The organism is Ruegeria sp. BJ5 (assembly GCF_056537865.1).
The window spans coordinates 296,076-314,051 of sequence record NZ_JBQFSH010000002.1 but is presented as its reverse complement, the minus strand read 5'-3'; the positions used below and the strand labels follow the sequence as shown (position 1 = coordinate 314,051).

12 protein-coding genes and 1 tRNA gene are annotated in these 17,976 nt (G+C 62.9%); 6 read left to right on the top strand and 7 right to left on the bottom strand.

Annotation, left to right across the window (positions count from 1 at the left end):
• Positions 1-38 precede the first annotated feature (38 nt).
• Positions 39-3,437 (bottom strand): bifunctional proline dehydrogenase/L-glutamate gamma-semialdehyde dehydrogenase PutA, encoded by a 3,399-nt coding sequence (gene putA, locus ACR0NY_RS09015; RefSeq protein ID WP_170368030.1) that lies wholly within the window; start codon positions 3,435-3,437, stop codon positions 39-41.
• 102 nt (positions 3,438-3,539) lie between these two features.
• Here putA and ACR0NY_RS09010 point away from each other — a divergent pair, with 102 nt between their 5' ends.
• Together ACR0NY_RS09010 and ACR0NY_RS09005 are read left to right on the top strand one after the other, a co-directional pair.
• Positions 3,540-4,028: an Lrp/AsnC family transcriptional regulator gene (locus ACR0NY_RS09010; RefSeq protein ID WP_170368032.1), complete on the top strand. Its 489-nt coding sequence runs from the start codon at positions 3,540-3,542 to the stop codon at positions 4,026-4,028.
• Positions 4,029-4,058: 30 nt separating this feature from the next.
• On the top strand, positions 4,059-4,625 hold the full coding sequence (locus tag ACR0NY_RS09005) for a tetratricopeptide repeat protein (protein ID WP_170368034.1): 567 nt from the start codon (positions 4,059-4,061) through the stop codon (positions 4,623-4,625).
• Between the two features lie 54 nt (positions 4,626-4,679).
• Here the strand turns inward: ACR0NY_RS09005 and ACR0NY_RS09000 are convergent, their stop codons facing one another.
• Complete coding sequence (locus ACR0NY_RS09000; protein WP_170368036.1) at positions 4,680-6,569, bottom strand: PhoX family protein; 1,890 nt, start codon at positions 6,567-6,569, stop codon at positions 4,680-4,682.
• Positions 6,570-6,876: 307 nt separating this feature from the next.
• Between ACR0NY_RS09000 and ACR0NY_RS08995 the strand changes: the two genes are divergently transcribed.
• The 4 genes from ACR0NY_RS08995 to ACR0NY_RS08980 all read left to right on the top strand — a co-directional run bounded on the left by ACR0NY_RS08995 (position 6,877) and on the right by ACR0NY_RS08980 (position 11,879).
• Positions 6,877-6,950 (top strand) — tRNA-Gly (locus tag ACR0NY_RS08995).
• Positions 6,951-7,078: 128 nt separating this feature from the next.
• Complete coding sequence (locus ACR0NY_RS08990) at positions 7,079-8,899, top strand: ABC transporter transmembrane domain-containing protein (protein ID WP_170368038.1); 1,821 nt, start codon at positions 7,079-7,081, stop codon at positions 8,897-8,899.
• Positions 8,900-9,053: 154 nt separating this feature from the next.
• A complete protein-coding gene (locus ACR0NY_RS08985) occupies positions 9,054-10,943 on the top strand; it encodes an acyl-CoA synthetase (protein ID WP_170368040.1) in 1,890 nt (629 codons plus the stop codon).
• 12 nt (positions 10,944-10,955) lie between these two features.
• The gene (locus tag ACR0NY_RS08980; RefSeq protein WP_170368042.1) at positions 10,956-11,879 is read left to right on the top strand and encodes an alpha/beta hydrolase; all 924 of its coding nucleotides are present in this window, start codon (positions 10,956-10,958) and stop codon (positions 11,877-11,879) included.
• 6 nt (positions 11,880-11,885) lie between these two features.
• On the opposite strand, the gene ACR0NY_RS08975 is transcribed toward ACR0NY_RS08980, so the two are convergent.
• The 5 genes from ACR0NY_RS08975 to ACR0NY_RS08955 all read right to left on the bottom strand — a co-directional run bounded on the left by ACR0NY_RS08975 (position 11,886) and on the right by ACR0NY_RS08955 (position 17,886).
• Positions 11,886-12,722, bottom strand: coding sequence for an alkaline phosphatase family protein (locus ACR0NY_RS08975; protein ID WP_170340104.1), 837 nt, complete (start codon positions 12,720-12,722; stop codon positions 11,886-11,888).
• A gap of 159 nt (positions 12,723-12,881) precedes the next feature.
• Entirely contained in the window at positions 12,882-14,519 is a 1,638-nt protein-coding gene (locus ACR0NY_RS08970) for an ABC transporter ATP-binding protein (RefSeq protein WP_170340105.1), read from the bottom strand.
• Positions 14,516-15,331, bottom strand: coding sequence for an ABC transporter permease (locus ACR0NY_RS08965; protein WP_170340106.1), 816 nt, complete (start codon positions 15,329-15,331; stop codon positions 14,516-14,518). The genes ACR0NY_RS08970 and ACR0NY_RS08965 overlap by 4 nt, the downstream gene beginning before the upstream one ends.
• Complete coding sequence (locus tag ACR0NY_RS08960) at positions 15,328-16,284, bottom strand: ABC transporter permease (RefSeq protein ID WP_093964729.1); 957 nt, start codon at positions 16,282-16,284, stop codon at positions 15,328-15,330. The genes ACR0NY_RS08965 and ACR0NY_RS08960 overlap by 4 nt, the downstream gene beginning before the upstream one ends.
• Positions 16,285-16,299: 15 nt before the next feature.
• Positions 16,300-17,886, bottom strand: coding sequence for an ABC transporter substrate-binding protein (locus ACR0NY_RS08955; protein ID WP_170368044.1), 1,587 nt, complete (start codon positions 17,884-17,886; stop codon positions 16,300-16,302).
• Between the last annotated feature and the right edge of the window lie 90 nt (positions 17,887-17,976).

The following is a 17,976-nucleotide window of genomic DNA, read 5'->3' as shown; positions in this document are numbered from 1 at the left end:
GGGACGCTGGGCTTTTCACGGCCCAGCGTCAAGTCAGCTTATGCCGCACCGCCCAGAAGTACGGCGTTCCCTCCGGCGGCCGTGGTGTCGACGCAGACATGGCGCTCGGCCATCACCCGCGACCGGTCGGGCAAGCCGGGGATCAGCGGCAGGATGGGGCCGTCTCGCCGCGCCAGATGGCGCTCGATCTGGCGCGCGGTGTCCGCATCGCCCCACCACAGAACCCCAGATATTCCCGGCAGGTTCTCAAGCCGGTGCAGGTCAAGCGCGCCCTCGGCCCGAATCGCGGTGCCGCCAAGCGCGAGTATGGCATCCGCCTGCGCCTTGGCCGCCTCGGGGCCGGGGCCCAGGCACAGGAACGGCGCGCGGGGGAACTCGGTCAGTCGGTTCGATTCGCCGGTCGGTCCGGGCATCGAACGGGTCGTCGGCGCGGCAGGCTGCCCGATCGGTGCGGGTAGGTCGGCTGGGGCGGACCATTCCGCGGCCGCGACCTGTCGGTCCGGGGCGCAGAAACGGGCCAGATAGTTCGGGCCGCCCGCCTTGGGGCCGGTGCCGGACAGACCTTCGCCGCCGAAGGGCTGCGAGCCGACGATCGCGCCGATCTGGTTGCGGTTCACGTAAATATTGCCGGCGTGGATCGCCTCGGTCACGTGCTGTACGCGGTCGTCGATTCGAGTGTGCAGACCGAAGGTCAGGCCGTAGCCGGTGGCGTTGATGTCGGCGATCACCTGGTCGATCTCGTGCGACTTGAACCTTGCGACGTGCAGGACGGGGCCGAAGATCTCGCGTTCCAGCGCGCCGATGCCAAGGACCTCGATCAGCGTCGGCGCCACGAAGATCCCCTCGGGCGGCAGCGCCAGTTCTTTCAACACACGACCTTCGGCGCGGGCCTTGGCGACGTGATCGGCGATGCCCTGCCGGGCTTGTTCGTCGATCACCGGGCCGCAATCGGTCGAGAGCAGCCACGGATCGCCCACCGACAGGGCGTCCATCGCGCCCTTGAGCATGGTCAGCACGTCATCGGCGATGTCATCCTGCAGATACAGACAGCGCAGGGCCGAGCACCGCTGGCCCGCCGACTGGAAGGCGCTTTCGATGATTGACTGCACGGCCTGTTCGGGCAGGGCGGTGCTGTCCACGATCATCGCGTTCAGCCCGCCGGTTTCCGCGATCAGCGGCGTGCCGGGCTGCATGTGATCGGCCATTGCAGCGCGGATCTTCAGCGCCGTCGCGGTCGAGCCGGTGAAGGCCACGCCCGAAACGCGCGGGTCGGATGTCAGCGCGGCGCCCACCGACGGCCCGCCCGGCAGCAATTGCAGCGCATCGCGCGGCACGCCGGCCTGATGCAGCAGCTGCACGGCCCGGTGGGCGATCAGCGGCGTCTGCGGCGCGGGTTTGGCCAGAACCGCATTGCCCACGGCAAGCGTTGCCGAGATCTGCCCCGTGAAGATCGCCAGCGGGAAGTTCCACGGGCTGATGCAGGTGAAGGTCCCGGCCGGATCGGCGTCGGGGATGTTGGCGGCGTAGTAGCGCAGGAAATCCACCGCCTCGCGCAGCTCGGCTACCGCATCGGGCAGTGATTTGCCGGCCTCGCGCGCCAGCAGGGCGAAGAGCTCGCCATAATGCTCCTCGTAGAGGTCGGCGGCGGCATTCAGGATGCGGCTGCGCTCGGCCGCTGGCGCCTGCCACGGAGCAGCTGCGGCCAGCGCCAGCTCCACATCCGCGGCGCTGGCCGGGGCGATCGCGCCTGGCCGGTCCTCGGGCAGGGCGGGGTTGATGACAGGTTCCTCGGCCTCGGGCGCCGCGTCACCGGCCAGCAGGGGCTGCGCGAACCAGTGATGCGCGCGAAAGGCGTCGCGGGCGGCATCGATCCGGTCCAATGTCGGCGTGTGATGCAGGTCGAACCCCTGCGAGTTTGGTCTTTCAGGTTGAAACAGTTCGGGTCCGGTTGGGATGTGGCGTGCAGGTTTCCGCACGGCCTCGAACGGATCGGCGGCCACCACTTCGGGGGCCACGTCTTCGTCCACGATCTGGTTGACGAACGAGCTGTTGGCGCCGTTTTCCAGCAGCCGCCGCACCAGATAGGCCAGCAGGTCGCGATGCGCGCCAACCGGCGCGTAGATGCGGCAGCGGGTATTGTGTTGGTCCTTGACGATCTGGTGCAGGGTCTCGCCCATGCCGTGCAGGCGCTGGAACTCGAAGGGCTGGCCCTCGGCCATGTGCAGGATCGCGCTGACCGTGTGGGCGTTGTGGGTCGCGAACTGAGGATTGATCCGGTCGGTCATGCCCAAGAGCTTGCGGGCATTGGCGATGTAAGAGATGTCGGTTGCCGCCTTGTTGGTGAAGACCGGGAAGCCGTCGACGCCCTCGACCTGCGCGCGCTTGATCTCGGTGTCCCAGTAGGCGCCTTTGACCAGACGCACCATCAGCTTGCGGTCATACCGCTCGGCCATGTCATAAAGCGTGTCCAGCACCAGCCCGGCACGCGGCCCATAGGCCTGCACCACCACGCCGAACCCGTCCCATCCGGCCAGCGCTGGCTCGGACAGCACCGCCTCAATCACCTGCAGCGACAGAGACAGGCGGTCAGCCTCTTCGGCGTCCACGTTCAGGCCCATGCCGGCCGCCTTGGCCAGCAGGGCCAGCGCCCGCAGGCGCGGCACCAGCTCGTCCATCACGCGCTGTTCCTGGGCAACCTCATAGCGCGGATGCAGCGCCGACAGCTTGACCGAGATGCCGGGATTGGCGCGGATGTCGTCCTGCGTACAGGCATCGGCAATCGCCGCGATGGCACGGGAATAGGAAAGGTGATAGCGCGCGGCATCCGCCTCGGTGCGGGCGGCCTCGCCCAGCATGTCGTAGGAATAGGTGTAGCCCTTGGCCTCCATCCCGGCGGCGCGTTTCATGGCGGACTGGATGGTCTCACCGAGAACGAACTGCCGGCCCATTTCCTTCATCGCGCGCCCGACAGCGGTGCGGATCACCGGCTCGCCCAGCCGCTTGATGGCGCCGCGCAGGGCGCTGACCGGCGAGGCCTTGCCCTCGTCCAGAACCTTGCCCGTCAGCATCAGCGCCCAGGTCGAGGCGTTGACCAGCGACGACGAGGAGTGGCCCAAGTGTTTGCCCCAGTCCGAGGGCGCGATCTTGTCCTCGATCAGCGCGTCGATCGTGTCGGCGTCGGGAACGCGCAACAGTGCCTCCGCCAGACACATCAGGGCGATGCCTTCATCGGTCGACAGGCCGTATTCCGCCAGAAACACTTCCATCAGCCCCGGCGATGTGCTGGACCGGATGTCGCGCACCAGTTGCGCAGCCGCCTCGCAGATGGCGGTGCGGTCGGCTTGGGTCAGGGCGGCCTGATCGGTCAGGGATTTCAGCAACGCGGTCTGGTCCGCGTAGGTCATGGAATCGATGGTGTGGCGCAGGCTGTGAGTCATGTGTCCTCCGGTCTTTCACGCAGTATAGTTGCGATTTTGCGGGACATCGGACCGAAATTGAAGTATCGAGCGCCCGATGTCCTGAATTTTGGATCAAACGCCATGCGAAACGACTTTCCGGGGTTGGACCGGTTCGACCGCGCGATTCTGTCCATCGTGGCCGAGGACGGGCGGATCTCGGTCGCTGATCTGGCCCGGCGGATCGGGCTGTCGAAATCGCCGACACAGGCGCGGCTGAAACGGCTCGAGTCCGAGGGGATCATCACCGGCTACCGGGCCATGCTGGACCCGATCCGCCTGGGCCTGGACCATGTGGCTTTTGTCGAGGTGCGCCTGACCGACACGCGGGAAAAGGCGCTGGCTGAATTCAACGCGGCTGTCCGCAAAGTGCCCGAGATCGAACAGGCGCATATGATCGCGTCGAATTTCGACTATCTGCTGAAGGTACGGACCGGGTCGATGACGGAATATCGCGCGGTTCTGGCCGAAAAGATCTCGTCGCTGCCGCATGTGGCCAGCACCTCGACCTTCGTGGCGATGGAGGCGGTGAAAGAGACCGGGCTGGCCGATGCCATTGATGGCGCGGGTTGACGAAAGGGCGATCCGCGTCACCATTGAACTATGAGACACCTAGTTCTTTCCGCAGTTCTGAGCGCGGGCGTTGCGATCCCGGCAATTGCTGAGACCTGTCCGCCTGCGCCCGATCACGCCGCCCGGCTGGGTGAACTAATCGGTCAGATCCAGCAGGCCGAAACCGAGATGGCAGCGCGCGAGATCTCGAACCAGATGTGGGAGCTGTGGGCCGACGCACCTGACGAGGCCGCGCAGACCGTATTGGATCAGGGCATGTCCAGACGAAATGCCTGGGATCTGTTGGGCGCGCTTCAGGATTTCGATCGTTTGATTGCGTATTGCCCCGAGTATGCCGAGGGCTACAACCAGCGCGCATTCGTGAATTTCCTGCGTCAGGATTTTGAATCGGCCCTGACCGATCTGGACCGCGCACTGGAACTGTCGCCGAGCCATATCGCAGCGATGAGCGGTCGTGCGCTGACCCTCATGGGTCTGCAGAGAATGGAAGAAGCCCGCGTTGCTCTGGCAGAGGCGCTGGAACTGAACCCGTGGCTGCCCGAGCGTCATCTTGCAGCCGATGGTGGGCCTTTGGCGATGCCGGGCCAAGATCTCTGAACAGCGCTGTCACCCCCGACGCTTCGCCGGGGGTGATCGCTGAGGTAAGACGGTTCAGCCGACCAGTCCGTTGTCCTTGCGTTTGATCGCGATGATCGAGGAACGCGGCGTGCCCCCATCTGGCCAGGATCCACCGGGGTGCTGGATGCCTACAAACATGGTCCGGCGGTCGGCCGACCATGTCAGACCGGTCACCTCGCAGCCGTTCGGGCCGGTCATGAAGCGAACGATTTCACCCGTGATCGGGTCGCCGGCCAGCATCTGGTTGTTGCCGTGGCCTGCAAAATCGCCTTCGTTGTCGTCGTTCCCGTCGGTCTGGATCCAGACCACACCGGTGCTGTCGATCATCATCCCGTCGGGCGAGTTGAACAGGTTGCCTTCGTTTACGTTCTCGGACCCGGCATATGCATCGGAATGCACTGTCGGGTTGCCGGCCATGACGTACAGATCCCACTGAAACGCGGTTTCTGCATGATCCTGGTTGGCAGGCCGCCAGCGAACAATCTGCCCGTATTTGTTGGCTTCCCGGGGGTTGGGGCCATTGACCGAAGTATCATCGCCACCCGCGTTGGGTTTGACGCCACGGTTCTTGTTGTTGGTCAGGCAGCAATAGGCCTCGGCAAGAACCGGGCTGGTTGCAACCCATTCCGGTCGGTCCATCGTGGTTCCGCCGGCCTCAGACGCAGCGATGCGGGCGAAGATCAGAATCTCGGCCTCGTCCATGCCGGTGGTTTCCGGTGTCAGCGGCACCCATTCACCGGACATGTCGTCGTTGAATCTGGCCACATAAAGCGTGCCGTCATCCAGCAGACCTTCGGTATCCCCGCCGGGGGTGTAGACGCCGTTCGAGACGAATTTGTACAGGTATTCGCCCCGCTCATCATCGCCCATATAGACGACAATGCGACCATCCTTGGCCAGCTCGACCGCGGCGTTTTCATGTTTGAACCGCCCAAGTCCGGTATGCTTGACCGGGGTGCTGTTGGGATCGGTCGGATCGATTTCGACCACCCAGCCGACGCGATGTGGTTCGTTGGGGTTCTTCGAGGTGTCAAACCGCGGATCGAACAGCTCGTATCCGTTCCAGCTCTCGGCCTTGATGCCGTATCGCTTGAAGCCATCCGCGACCTTGGGAGTATAAGTCGCGCTTTCGTTGCTGGAGCCGAAGTAGCCGTTGAAGTTCTCTTCGCAGGTCAGGTAGGTACCCCAAGGTGTCTTGCCCGACCCGCAATTGTTCATGGTGCCCAGCGACGTTGTGCCGGTCGGGTCCGCCTCGGTCTTCAGCAGGTCGTGGCCAGCTGCTGGCCCCACGATCTTCATGGGTGTGTTGTGGTGAATGCGGCGATTGAACGGGCTGTCCTTAACCACGGTCCAGCCATCCGGGGTTTCGGCGATTTCCATCACCGTCACACCCTGCAGGTTCTGCAACTTTCGAACGTCATCCGCGTTCGCGGGTACACCTTCCTGCGCTGCGGGCAGGTTGATTTTGCGGTTGGGATACTCGTGATTGATGGCGATCAACTGGTGCCCTTGGAACGAGAAGGTCTCCATGCCATCAGTGTTTTCGCCAAAAACCTTGTCCGAGTTTTCAACCGGTCCACCATCGGTGATGTCATACCCGTCAGCCTCGGAGAACAGCGGATCGCCCCAGCGCATGAGGACCTTCCATTCATACCCCTCGGGGACATGCACGGTACCATCGGTCTGGGCCGCAATCGGAGTGAAGGCAAAACGAGAGGCGGTCTGCGCGTGGGCTGAGGTCGACCCCCAAAGACCGCTGCCCATGGCCGCAGCGCCCGACCCGAAGGCCAACACTCCGCCCAGAAAGCCGCGTCGCGACAGGGCGCTTTCGACGACGCGGTCAAAGTCGTTTTCGTCGGGGCGGGGAAAATGCAGTTCGTCCCAGTTGTCGGCGGAAAGGGTGGCTGGATCAACGTCTTTCATTGGATGATTCCTCGCTGTCGGAATGAATTTGTGAAACGGATTTAGGAACTGATTGTTACAGGTACTTAACAACCCCATTAACCGTTTGGGGCGGTACACACGCTAGGCAGGTTCTCGCGAACGGCAAGCACTGCAATCGTATGCTGCGCCAGTGCGCGGCCCCAAAACAAGTGCAATTCAGAGCGATTGGCGGTTGGCCGCGCAGCCCGTCCCGGGTGACCGCACGCAGACAGCCGCAAAAGCGATGCGCAGGTGGATTTCGGTTCTTGACGACGGCCCGGGCATGGACTACTCAGCCCTTCACCAAGCGGGTATAGCTTAATGGTAAAGCCCCTGCCTTCCAAGCAGGCTATGTCGGTTCGATTCCGTCTACCCGCTCCAAAATCTCCGGAATAAGTTGCGTCAAAAAGCCCTTGTCGGGGTGCTATTCCGCGCAGTCTCCTTGACCCGGCGCGCCTGCACCGCCAAGAAGCCGTATCGCGAGTCCCAGAAGGTAAAAAGGGTCAGGCATGGCAAGAACACGCTCCGCCAACCAAGCAAACGTGCAAGCGCCCGGTGCTCATGAAGATCGACCTGGATCCCGGAAGCTGAGCGTGCTGGCCTCTTTGTGGCCTTTCATGAAGCCTTACCGGCTGCTGATGCTTGGGGCGACGCTGGCGTTGGTTCTGACGGCCAGCATGACGCTGACGTTGCCATTGGCCGTGCGGCGCGTGGTCGACAACTTCCGCATTGAAGACGGTGAGCTGCTCGATTGGTATTTCCTGGCGGCGCTGGGCATCGCGGCGGTTCTGGCGGTGGGAACGGGTATCCGGTACATGCTGGTGACCCGGTTGGGCGAGCGGGTCGTGGCTGACATCCGCAAGGCCGTCTTTGACCGCGTCATCGGCATGAGCCCCGCCTTCTACGAACGCATCATGACCGGTGAGGTCCTGAGCCGTATCACCACCGATACCACGCTGATCCAATCCGTTCTGGGGTCGTCAGTGTCGATCGCATTGCGGAATTTCCTGATGTTCATCGGCGGGCTTGTGCTGATGTTGCTGACTTCGGCCAAGCTGACCGGGCTGGTTCTGCTGCTGATCCCGGTGGTGGTGGTGCCGATCCTGGTTCTCGGGCGTCGGCTGAGGGTCATCAGCCGCGAAAACCAGGATTGGATCGCCGCCTCGTCGGGCAATGCAGGCGAGGCGCTGGGCGCCGTTCAGACCGTACAGGCGTTCACCCATGAGGACGCCAGCCGCCGCCAGTTTGGCGACATGACCGAGACCTCGTACCATGTGTCCCTGCGCCGTATCCAGACGCGGGCGGTTCTGACCGTGATCGTGATCTTCCTGGTGTTCTCGGGGATCGTCGGCGTTTTGTGGATGGGGGCGAACGATGTGCGCAACGGCGTGATGACCGAAGGCGTGCTGATCCAGTTCGTGATCTATTCGATCATCATGGCCGGGTCCGTAGCCGCCCTTTCCGAAATCTGGAGCGAGCTGCAGCGTGCCGCAGGCGCCACCGAGCGGCTGGTCGAGTTGCTGAACGCCGAAGATACGGTCAACGACCCGACACAACCCAAGGCGCTGCCGCAGCCGGTCAAGGGACAGATCACCTTTGACAACGTCACCTTCCGCTACCCGGCCCGGCCCGACGTCCTGGCACTGGACGACCTGTCGCTGACAGTGAACCCGGGCGAGACCGTGGCCTTCGTCGGACCCTCGGGCGCGGGCAAGACGACCGTGATCCAGTTGATCCAGCGGTTCTACGACCCCGAGGCCGGTCAGGTCAGCCTAGACGGGATCGATCTGGGCGACATGCGCCGCTCGGATTTCCGGCAGCACATGGCGCTGGTTCCGCAGGACCCGGTGATCTTTGCGGCCTCGGCGCGCGAAAACATCCGGTTCGGACGGCTGGACGCCTCGGATGCCGAGGTCGAGGCCGCGGCCCGTGCCGCCGCGGCGCATGACTTCATCTCGGCCCTGCCCGAAGGCTATGACAGTTTCGTCGGCGAACGCGGCGTGATGCTGTCGGGCGGTCAGAAACAGCGCATCGCCATCGCGCGGGCGATTTTGCGCGACGCTCCGGTTCTGCTGCTGGACGAGGCGACCTCGGCGCTGGACGCCGAGAGCGAGCGCGCCGTTCAGGCCGCTGTCGACCAGATGCGCGCCGGGCGCACCACCCTGATCGTGGCGCACCGTCTGGCCACCGTGAAAAAGGCCGATCGCATCGTGGTGATGGAGAACGGCCGGATCGTGGCGCAGGGCACCCATGACGATCTGGTGGCGCAAGATGGGCTTTATGCGCGTCTGGCGCGTCTCCAGTTCACCGATGGTGTGGCCGCCGAGTGAGGTGACGCGCGGGCATTTCGCGAACCGCCGTAGCGTCATTCTACTTTTTCCCCTTGCCCGAGGGTAAGCCCTCGCTTGCGCAGGGCTGCATTTGCTTACATCTTGGACGCAAGACAGCCTGCAAAAATGCAGGGTAAAAAAGGGGAGGAACCACATGGCCTTTGTGGGCAAGGAAGACAAACTGAGAATGGAGCAGGAAATGCCGTGGGAGGACCGCGATGTCCCCGTCACGTTCCATCAACTGCTCTCGCGGACGGCCACCAAGTTCCCGGATCGCAACGCGATCAGTTTCCAGATCCTGTCCGGCCCTAAGGACAAGGCCGAAACCCTGACATGGTCGCAACTGCTGGCCAAGACGAACCAGGCGGCCAACCTGTTCCGCTCTTTGGGGGTCAAGGAAAACGACGTGGTGGCCTATGTGCTGCCCAACTGCAACGAGACGCTGGTCACCATGATGGGCGGCGCGGTGGCCGGGATCGTGAACCCGATCAACCCGCTGCTCGAGCCAGAGCAGATCGCGTCGATCCTGCGTGAGACCAAGGCCAAGGTCGTGGTCACGCTGAAGCCATTCCCGAAAACGGACGTCGCGCAGAAGGTCGCCGAGGCCGTGCGCCACGCGCCGGGTGTCAACACCGTGTTGGAGATTGACCTGAACCGGTACCTGACGCCGCCGAAATCGTGGATCGTGCCTTTGGTCCGGCCCAAGATGGCCGACAAAGAGCATCTGGCCCACGCCGACTACCTGGATTTCAACAAGGAACTGGCGAAGCAACCCACCACGCTGACCTTCGAGGACAGCAAAGAGGACCGGGTCGCCTGCTATTTCCATACCGGCGGCACCACAGGTATGCCGAAGGTCGCGCAGCACAAATATTCCGGCATGATCTACAATGGGTGGCTGGGCCACACGCTGCTGTTCTCGGAAGAGGACGTGATCATGTGCCCGCTGCCGATGTTCCACGTCTTTGCCTGCCATGTGATCGTGATGGCGGCGGTGTCGTCGGGCGCCCATGTGGTGTTCCCGACCCCCGCCGGTTATCGCGGCGACGGCGTGTTCGACAACTTCTGGAAGCTGATCGAACGTTGGAAGGTGTCGTTCATCATCACCGTGCCCACGGCGATCTCGGCCAAGATGCAGCGCCCGGTGGATGCCGACATCTCGACCGTCAAGACGGCCTTCTCGGGTTCGGCTCCGCTGCCGGTCGAACTGTTCCGCCGGTTCGAGAAAGCGACCGGTGTGACCATCGTCGAAGGTTATGGCCTGACCGAGGCCACCTGCCTGGTGTCCTGCAACCCGGTGGATGGCGAGAAGAAAATTGGCTCGATCGGGATTCCGTTCCCGTACACCGACGTCAAGATCCTGCGCGACAGCCCCGACGGGCCCAAGGAATGCGCGGTGGACGAAGTGGGCGAAATCTGCGTGTCGAACCCGGGTGTCTATGCCGGGAACACCTATACCGAGGAGGACAAAAACGTCGATCTCTACTATTTCGACAAGTACCTGCGCACCGGCGACCTGGGGCGGTTCGATGCGGACGGGTATCTGTGGATCACGGGCCGGGCCAAGGATCTGATCATTCGCGGCGGCCACAATATCGACCCGGCCGAGATCGAAGAGGCCTTGCTGGGCCATGACGCGGTGGCCTTTGCCGGCGCCATCGGCCAGCCCGACGCCCATGCGGGCGAGGTTCCCTGTGCCTTTGTCGAACTGGTCGAAGGCGCCAGCGTGACCGAGGAAGAACTGCTGGAATACTGCAAGGTGCACGTGCACGAACGCGCGGCGCATCCCAAGCACATGACCATCCTGCCCGAACTGCCGAAGACGGCGGTGGGCAAGGTCTTCAAGCCAGAACTGCGCAAACAGGCGATCACGCGGGTCTACAACCAGGCGTTGGAAACCGCCGGCGTTGCGGCGCGAGTCGTGTCGGTCATCGACGACAAAAAGCGCGGCCTTGTCGCGCAGCTTGACGCGAACGGCTCATCCGAAGACGATGTGAACCAAGTGCTGGGCAACTTCACCCGGCCGTGGGAGTGGGCCGACTGATCCGGAGGGGCAATGGACTATGAACGTCTGATCGACGAGGAGACCTGGGCGTTCATCCGGCGCACCGCCGAAAGCTATCCCGAAGACGCGGTGGATCGGTCCATCGAGGACCAGCGCCGCGTCTATGACGACATGTGCCGCGCGTTTCGGCAGCCGCGTCCACCGGGCGTCGAAACGCGGGACAGCTCGGCCGATGGGGTCGGGGTGCGCGTCTATTCCTGCGGAGATCCCACCCGAACCGTCGTCTACATGCATGGCGGCGGTTTCGTCGTCGGCGGGCTGGACAGCCACGATGACGTCTGCGCCGAACTGTGCGCCCAAACTGGCTATCGGGTGGTGGCGGTCGACTACCGCCTGTGTCCTGAACATGTTCATCCGGCGCAGTTCCAGGATTGCTGGACCGCGGTGAACTGGGTGGAATCCGAATTCGGCGATCCGCTGGTTCTGGCCGGGGACAGCGCGGGCGGAAACGTGGCCGCAGCCGTCGCCCATCACGCGCGCGCGCGCATCGGGAACATCCTAGGGCAGGTTCTGATCTATCCCGGTTTGGGGGGCGACCCGAACCAGGGATCGTATATCGAACACGCCCACGCCCCGATGCTGACGCGCGACGAGGTCCAGTTCTATGAGAAAGTCCGGTGTGGCGGCGCCGTCCCGGAACATGACCCCACATTCGCCCCCCTGCACGATACCGACTTTTCCGGGCTGCCGCCGACGGTGGTCGTGACCGCCGACTGCGATCCCCTGCGTGATGACGGAGCCGTGTACTGCGCCAAAATCACCGCTGCCGGCGGGCAGGCGCATTGGATCAACGAGGCCGGACTCGTGCATGGCTACCTGCGCGCCCGCCATTCGGTGACCCGCGCCGCCGACAGCTTCGAGCGGATCTCGATCGCGGTCGAGGCGCTGGGGCAGGGGTTGTGGAATTACGACTGACCGCGCTCAGCGCAGGAACGGCCTGGCCTTCATCGTCTCGGCAACCGGCGCGCCCATGCGGGTCAGAACCGTGGGCGCCAACTGCAACTGATCGATGACCGTATCGGCATCGGGACCCTCGGCATCGCCGAAGTAGTACAGCGCCGTTTCCTGCTGCATCGCGCTGCGCCCGCCGTGGTGGCCGCGCTCGTCCTGGCCGTGATCGGCGGTCACGATCACCTCGTATCCCAACTGCCGCCAGCGGGGGATGAAAGGGGCCAGCATCTCGTCCATGACGAAACAGGCGTGATCCATCTCTTCACAGTCGTGATGGAACCGGTGCCCCATGCTGTCGAGCGTACAGGTATGGAGAATGCCGTAATCCAGCCCGAAGCGCAGGCACAGGTTGGTCAGGGTCGCGAACAGGTCGACATCGGACGGCGTCATCTGGTTGGCCTTGCCATAGCCCGTCATCGAGTGGAAGCGGCCGTGGTTGATGGTGGGGCTGTCCGGTTCGTCATATTCCACATCGCGCACATAGTCGAATGGGTGGCGATTGAAGAACTGCGACCAGAAGCTATGGGTGACGGCCCCGGTCACGCCGCCGGCCTCGCGCACCTGGCTGAAGATGTCTTTGTGGTCCAGTCGGAATACGTTGCCGTTTCCGGTGCAGCCATGCTCCTGCGGTGTCACGCCAGTGTGGATCGAGGCATAGCAGCTTGCCGAAATCGACGGGAGCACAGAGCGGTGTTTCCAAACCCGCGCCTCGCCGCTGTCGACCCAGCCTTCGAGGTTGCCGAAAAGCCGGCGGAAATTGCGCCACGGCACCCCGTCGAGAATGATCAGCAGCAGTTTGCGGTCCATCGCATGGCCCTCGTGTTGGATGGCTTGTTTGCCTCACCCTAGGAGATTCGGTCAGCCAAGGCTGCCCGTTCGCGCCCGGAATGAGCAAATCCCGACACTTCGATACAAACAAAGTGTCGGGATTTCAGAGTGTTTTGCCGGCGTTCACAGCCTGCGGCATCAGTTGCCGGCGCTCTCCATCTTTCGGTGGGCCACGACCTCTTCCAGCCAGCCCAGATGCATTTCCGGCACCGAGCTGAGCAGCAGATCGGTATAATCGTCGAATGGCGGGCTCAGCACCTGCGATTTGGATCCATAGCGCACCACGCGCCCCTGATACATCACGGCTATGCTGTCGCTGATCGCGCGCACCGTCGCCAGGTCATGGGTGATGAACAGATAGGCCACGTCCTCGATCTTCTGCAGGTCCAGCAACAGCTTGAGAATGCCGTCCGCCACCAGCGGATCCAGCGCCGAGGTGACCTCGTCACAGATGATCATCTTGGGCTTGGCCGCCAGCGCGCGGGCAATGCACACACGCTGCTTCTGACCACCCGACAGCTCCGCCGGATACCGGTCGATGAAACCTTCGCCCAGTTCGATCTCGTCCAACAGTTCGATGATGCGCTTGCGCTTCTCGGCGCCGCGCATGTTGAAATAGAACTCGAGCGGCCGGCCGATGATGGTTCCCACGGTCTGGCGCGGGTTCATCGCAACATCGGCCATCTGATAGATCATCTGCAACTCGCGCAGGTCCTCGCGCGAGCGTCCGGCCAGATCGGGGCTGAGCTTGCGCCCGGCAAAGGTGATCTCGCCGTCGCGCGGGGGTAGCAGGCCGGTGATCACCCGAGCCAGCGTGGATTTGCCCGATCCCGATTCCCCCACGACCGCCAGCGTCTGCCCCGGATGAAGCTCGACATTGACGTTGTGCAGCACGTCGAAGTTCAACCCCTTGTAACGGGCCGTGATGCCATCAACCTGCAGCACGGGTTCGGGCGTAGGCTGCTTTTCCTCGTGTTCGATCGAACGGACCGAAACCAGCGCCTGCGTGTACTCTTCCTGCGGGTTGTTGATGATCTGGTCGGTGGTGCCGTATTCGACCGTGTCGCCCATGCGCAGCACCATGATGTCATCGCTGACCTGCGCCACCACCGCCAGATCGTGGGTGATGTACAGCGCGGCCACACCGGTGTCGCGGATTGCTTCCTTGATGGCCATCAGGACGTCGATCTGCGTGGTCACGTCCAGCGCGGTCGTGGGTTCGTCGAACACCACCAGATCCGGTTCGGGACACAGCGCCAGCGCCGTCATGCAACGCTGCAACTGCCCGCCCGAGACCTGATGCGGATAGCGGTTGCCGATGTTGTCCGGGTCGGGAAGACCCAGCTTGGCGAACAGTCCACGCGCACGGGCCTCGGCCTCTTTGCGGCTGAACTTCTTCTGCTCGACCGCGGCTTCGACCACCTGATCCATGATCTTCTTTGCGGGATTGAAGGACGCTGCCGCCGATTGCGACACATAGGTCACCTCGCCGCCGCGCAGTTTGCGGATATCCGACAGCGACGTCTTGAGGATGTCGCGCCCGTTCACCCAGACCTCGCCGCCGGTGATCTTCACGCCGCCCCGGCCATAGGCCATCGAGGCCAGCCCGATGGTCGACTTCCCGGCACCGGATTCCCCGATCAGACCCAGCACCTTGCCGCGCTCGAGGTCAAAGCTGACCCCGTGCACGATTTCGATGTCACGGGGCTTTTCGCCCGGCGGATATACGGTTGCGCCGATCTTGAGGTCGCGGACCTTGAGAAGGGTATCGCTCATCCCCGGCCTCCTTTCAGCGATGTGGTGCGGTTCAGGATCCAGTCGGCCACCAGGTTGACCGAGATGGCCAATGTGGCGATGGCCACTGCCGGATACAGCGCCGCGCCGATGCCATAGACGATGCCGTCCTTGTTTTCTTTCACGATGCCGCCCCAATCGGCCAGCGGGGGCTGAACGCCCAGGCCCAGGAATGACAGGGTCGAGACGAACAGGACCATGAAGATGAAGCGCAGGCCCAGTTCGGCCACCAGCGGTGACAGCGCGTTGGGCAGGATCTCGCGGAAGATGATCCAGCCGCGGCCCTCACCGCGCAGCTTGGCGGCCTCGACATAGTCCATGACTTCGATGTCAACAGCCACGGCCCGGGCCAGACGATAGACGCGGGTGGCGTCCAGCAGGCCCATGACCACGATCAGGACGGGGATGGTGACCGGCACCATCGCCAGAACCACCAGTGCGGTGATCAGCGACGGGATCGACATGATCAGGTCCACGGTCCGAGACATCACCTGATCGGCCCAGCCCCCCAGCACGGCGGCCAGAAAGCCCAGGATCGAACCGGTGACGAAGCTGAGGATGGTGGCGGCGGTGGCGATGAATATCGTCGTGCGCCCTCCATAGATCATGCGGCTGAGAAGATCGCGGCCGATATTGTCGGTGCCCAGCCAGAATTGCGAACTTGAGGGCTCCCATACGTCGCCCACAACCTCGGCCATACCGTAGGGCGCCAGGAAGGGTGCAAAGACGGCGATGATGAAATACAGGGCGGTGAAGGCCAGCCCGATCATTGCAGAGATTGGGATGTTCTTCATTTCGGGTGCCTCAGCCTTGGGTTGGCCAGGATCGCGACGATGTCGGCAACCATATTCAGCCCGATATAGATGGCGGCGAAGATGACACCGCAGGCCAGAACCACCGGCACGTCGCGTTTGGTCACGTGGTCCACCAGGTACTGTCCCATGCCGGGATAGACGAACACGACCTCGACCACGACGACACCCACGACCAGATAGGCCAGGTTCAGCATCACCACGTTGACGATGGGGGCGATGGCGTTCGGGAAGGCATGGCGCCAGATGACCTTGAAGTTGCTCAGGCCCTTCAGTTCGGCCGTTTCGACATAGGCCGACTGCATCACGTTCAAAATCGCGGCGCGGGTCATGCGCATCATATGCGCCAGAACCACCATGGTCAGCACGATGACGGGCAGCGCGATCGAGTTCAGCTTTTGCCAAATGGACATGCTGTCATTGATCATCGCCAGCGGCGAGAACATGCCCAGCTTGACCGCGATGAAATAGACAAGGACGTAGCCGATCAGGAATTCCGGGATCGAGATTGTCGTCAGAGTAACGGCTGAGATCAGCTTGTCGGGCCAGCGGTTGCGGTAGCGTACCGCGACGAGGCCAAGAAAAATTGCAAGGGGCACCGAGACGATGGCCGCCCAAAAGGCAAGAAACAACGTATTGCCCAATCGGTTGCTGACCGACTCGGCGATGTCCAGCTTGTTGGTCAGGGACGTGCCCATGTCACCTTGGACAATTCCGCCAAGCCATTCGAAATACCGGGTCAAGGCGGGACGGTTCAGCCCCATCTCCTCACGGAGGTTGGCAAGGGATTCAGGGGTGGCGGACTGCCCCAGGACGGCTTGCGCGGCGTCTCCGGGTAGGGCCTCGGTCAACCCGAAAATCAGGGCCGAAGCGCCAAACAGCAAGAGGAATCCCAGCGCCAGGCGCTGGGAAACCAGTTTGATAATAGGATGCATACCTGTCGATCCGAGTTAGACGAACCACATCTTGCGGGACATGTTGCCGTTCATCATCTCTTGGGTCGGATCAGTCTCCCAGCCATCCAGCTGGTTGCTGATGCCCTCGACAAAGTCGTTGAACATCGGGCAGATCAGGCCGCCCTGGTCACGGACCATCATGCCCATCTGGCTGTAGATGGCCTTGCGCTTTGCCGGATCCAGCTCGGCACGCGCGGCAAACAGCAGGTCGTCGAACTCTTTGACCTTGAACCGGGTGTCGTTCCAGTCGGCGGTGGACAGATAGGCAGTTGCGTACATCTGGTCCTGCACCGGGCGGCCGCCCCAGTAGGACGCGCAGAACGGCTGTACGTTCCAGACTTCGGACCAGTAGCCATCATTCGGCTCGCGCTTGATCTCAAGCGGGATGCCGGCCTGCTGGGCGGTCTGCTGGAACAGGGCTGCGGCATCCACGGCGCCAGGGAAGGCTCCGTCGGCCACACGCAGAATGATGGGCGACCCGTCATGGCCGGACTTCTTGTAATGTTCGGCGGCTTTTTCGACGCTGAACTCACGCTGCGGGATCGTCTCATCGAACAGCGGGTATGCTGCGTTGATCGGCATGTCGTTCCCGACCGAGCCATAGCCGCGCAGTACCTTCTCGACCAGCTCTTCGCGGTTGATCGCGTATTTCAGAGCGGTCCGCAGTTCGTTGCCGTCGAACGGCGCCGTGTCACAATGCATGATGAACACGTAGTGGCCGCGTCCTGCCGTGGAGTGTACGGTCAGGTTGGGTGCACGACCCAAGAGGTCGGCAACCTTGGGCTCAACCCGGTTGATCGCGTGGACCTGACCCGACTGCAGCGCGGCCGTCCGGGCCGTGGCATCGTTGATGACCACAACTTCGACGCTGTCAAAGTTGCCGAAATCCGGGTTCCAGTGGTTTTCGAATTTGGAGAACAGGTGGCGCACACCGGGCTCGTCCGCTTCCAGCTTGTACGGACCGGTGCCGATACCGGCGCCCGGGTTGTCCATTCCGCCGTCCGGCTGGATGATCAGGTGGTAGTCGGCCATCAGGTAAGGCAGATCGGCGTTCGGCTCGTTCAGGGTGACCTGAAAATACTCGCCATCGGCCTTCATCGACTCGATGCCCTTCATGATGCCCAATGCGCCCGACTTCGAATCTTCGTTCGAATGGCGCTGCATCGTTTTCAGCACGTCTTCGCTGGTCATGGTCTTGCCGTTGTGGAACTCGACCCCCTGACGCAGTTTGAACGTCCACACCTTGGCATCGGCGCTGCCTTCAACGCTTTCGGCCAGGCGCGGCTCGATCGTGCCGTCGGGGGCGACTTCGACCAGTTGGTCGCCGAACTGCTTGCCGTTCTGGAACGGAACCGAGCTGGCATAGGTGGCCGGGTCCAGCGAGTTCGTGGATTCACCGCCCTGCAGGCCCAGTTTCAGATCGCCACCTTTCTTGGCGCCAGCGGCGCGGGCCGCGTCGGCGAAGACGGTGCTGGCCATGGCAGCCGATACACCCAATGCGGCTGCCTTCCCCATGAATTCACGTCGGGTCAGTTTCCCGGCGGTCACCTGGCTGGCCATGTGAGTGAGTTGTTCGTTCATTCGGATATCTCCCAGTTGAGTGTTTTGTGTGCCCGTTTTACGGGCTTTTTATTGACGCATGAGTCAACGTTGGCGCATTTCGTCTCGGCG

Bases quoted from the DNA above. Each gene is read 5' to 3' on its own strand.
- ACR0NY_RS08955 (WP_170368044.1), bottom strand. From the start codon at position 17,886: ATGAACGAACAACTCACTCACATGGCCAGCCAGGTGACCGCCGGGAAA.
- ACR0NY_RS08975 (WP_170340104.1), bottom strand. From the start codon at position 12,722: ATGGACCGCAAACTGCTGCTGATCATTCTCGACGGGGTGCCGTGGCGC.
- ACR0NY_RS09005 (WP_170368034.1), top strand. From the start codon at position 4,059: ATGAGACACCTAGTTCTTTCCGCAGTTCTGAGCGCGGGCGTTGCGATC.
- ACR0NY_RS08980 (WP_170368042.1), top strand. From the start codon at position 10,956: ATGGACTATGAACGTCTGATCGACGAGGAGACCTGGGCGTTCATCCGG.
- putA (WP_170368030.1), bottom strand. From the start codon at position 3,437: ATGACTCACAGCCTGCGCCACACCATCGATTCCATGACCTACGCGGAC.
- ACR0NY_RS08970 (WP_170340105.1), bottom strand. From the start codon at position 14,519: ATGAGCGATACCCTTCTCAAGGTCCGCGACCTCAAGATCGGCGCAACC.
- ACR0NY_RS09010 (WP_170368032.1), top strand. From the start codon at position 3,540: ATGCGAAACGACTTTCCGGGGTTGGACCGGTTCGACCGCGCGATTCTG.
- ACR0NY_RS08960 (WP_093964729.1), bottom strand. From the start codon at position 16,284: ATGCATCCTATTATCAAACTGGTTTCCCAGCGCCTGGCGCTGGGATTC.
- ACR0NY_RS08965 (WP_170340106.1), bottom strand. From the start codon at position 15,331: ATGAAGAACATCCCAATCTCTGCAATGATCGGGCTGGCCTTCACCGCC.
- ACR0NY_RS08990 (WP_170368038.1), top strand. From the start codon at position 7,079: ATGGCAAGAACACGCTCCGCCAACCAAGCAAACGTGCAAGCGCCCGGT.
- ACR0NY_RS09000 (WP_170368036.1), bottom strand. From the start codon at position 6,569: ATGAAAGACGTTGATCCAGCCACCCTTTCCGCCGACAACTGGGACGAA.
- ACR0NY_RS08985 (WP_170368040.1), top strand. From the start codon at position 9,054: ATGGCCTTTGTGGGCAAGGAAGACAAACTGAGAATGGAGCAGGAAATG.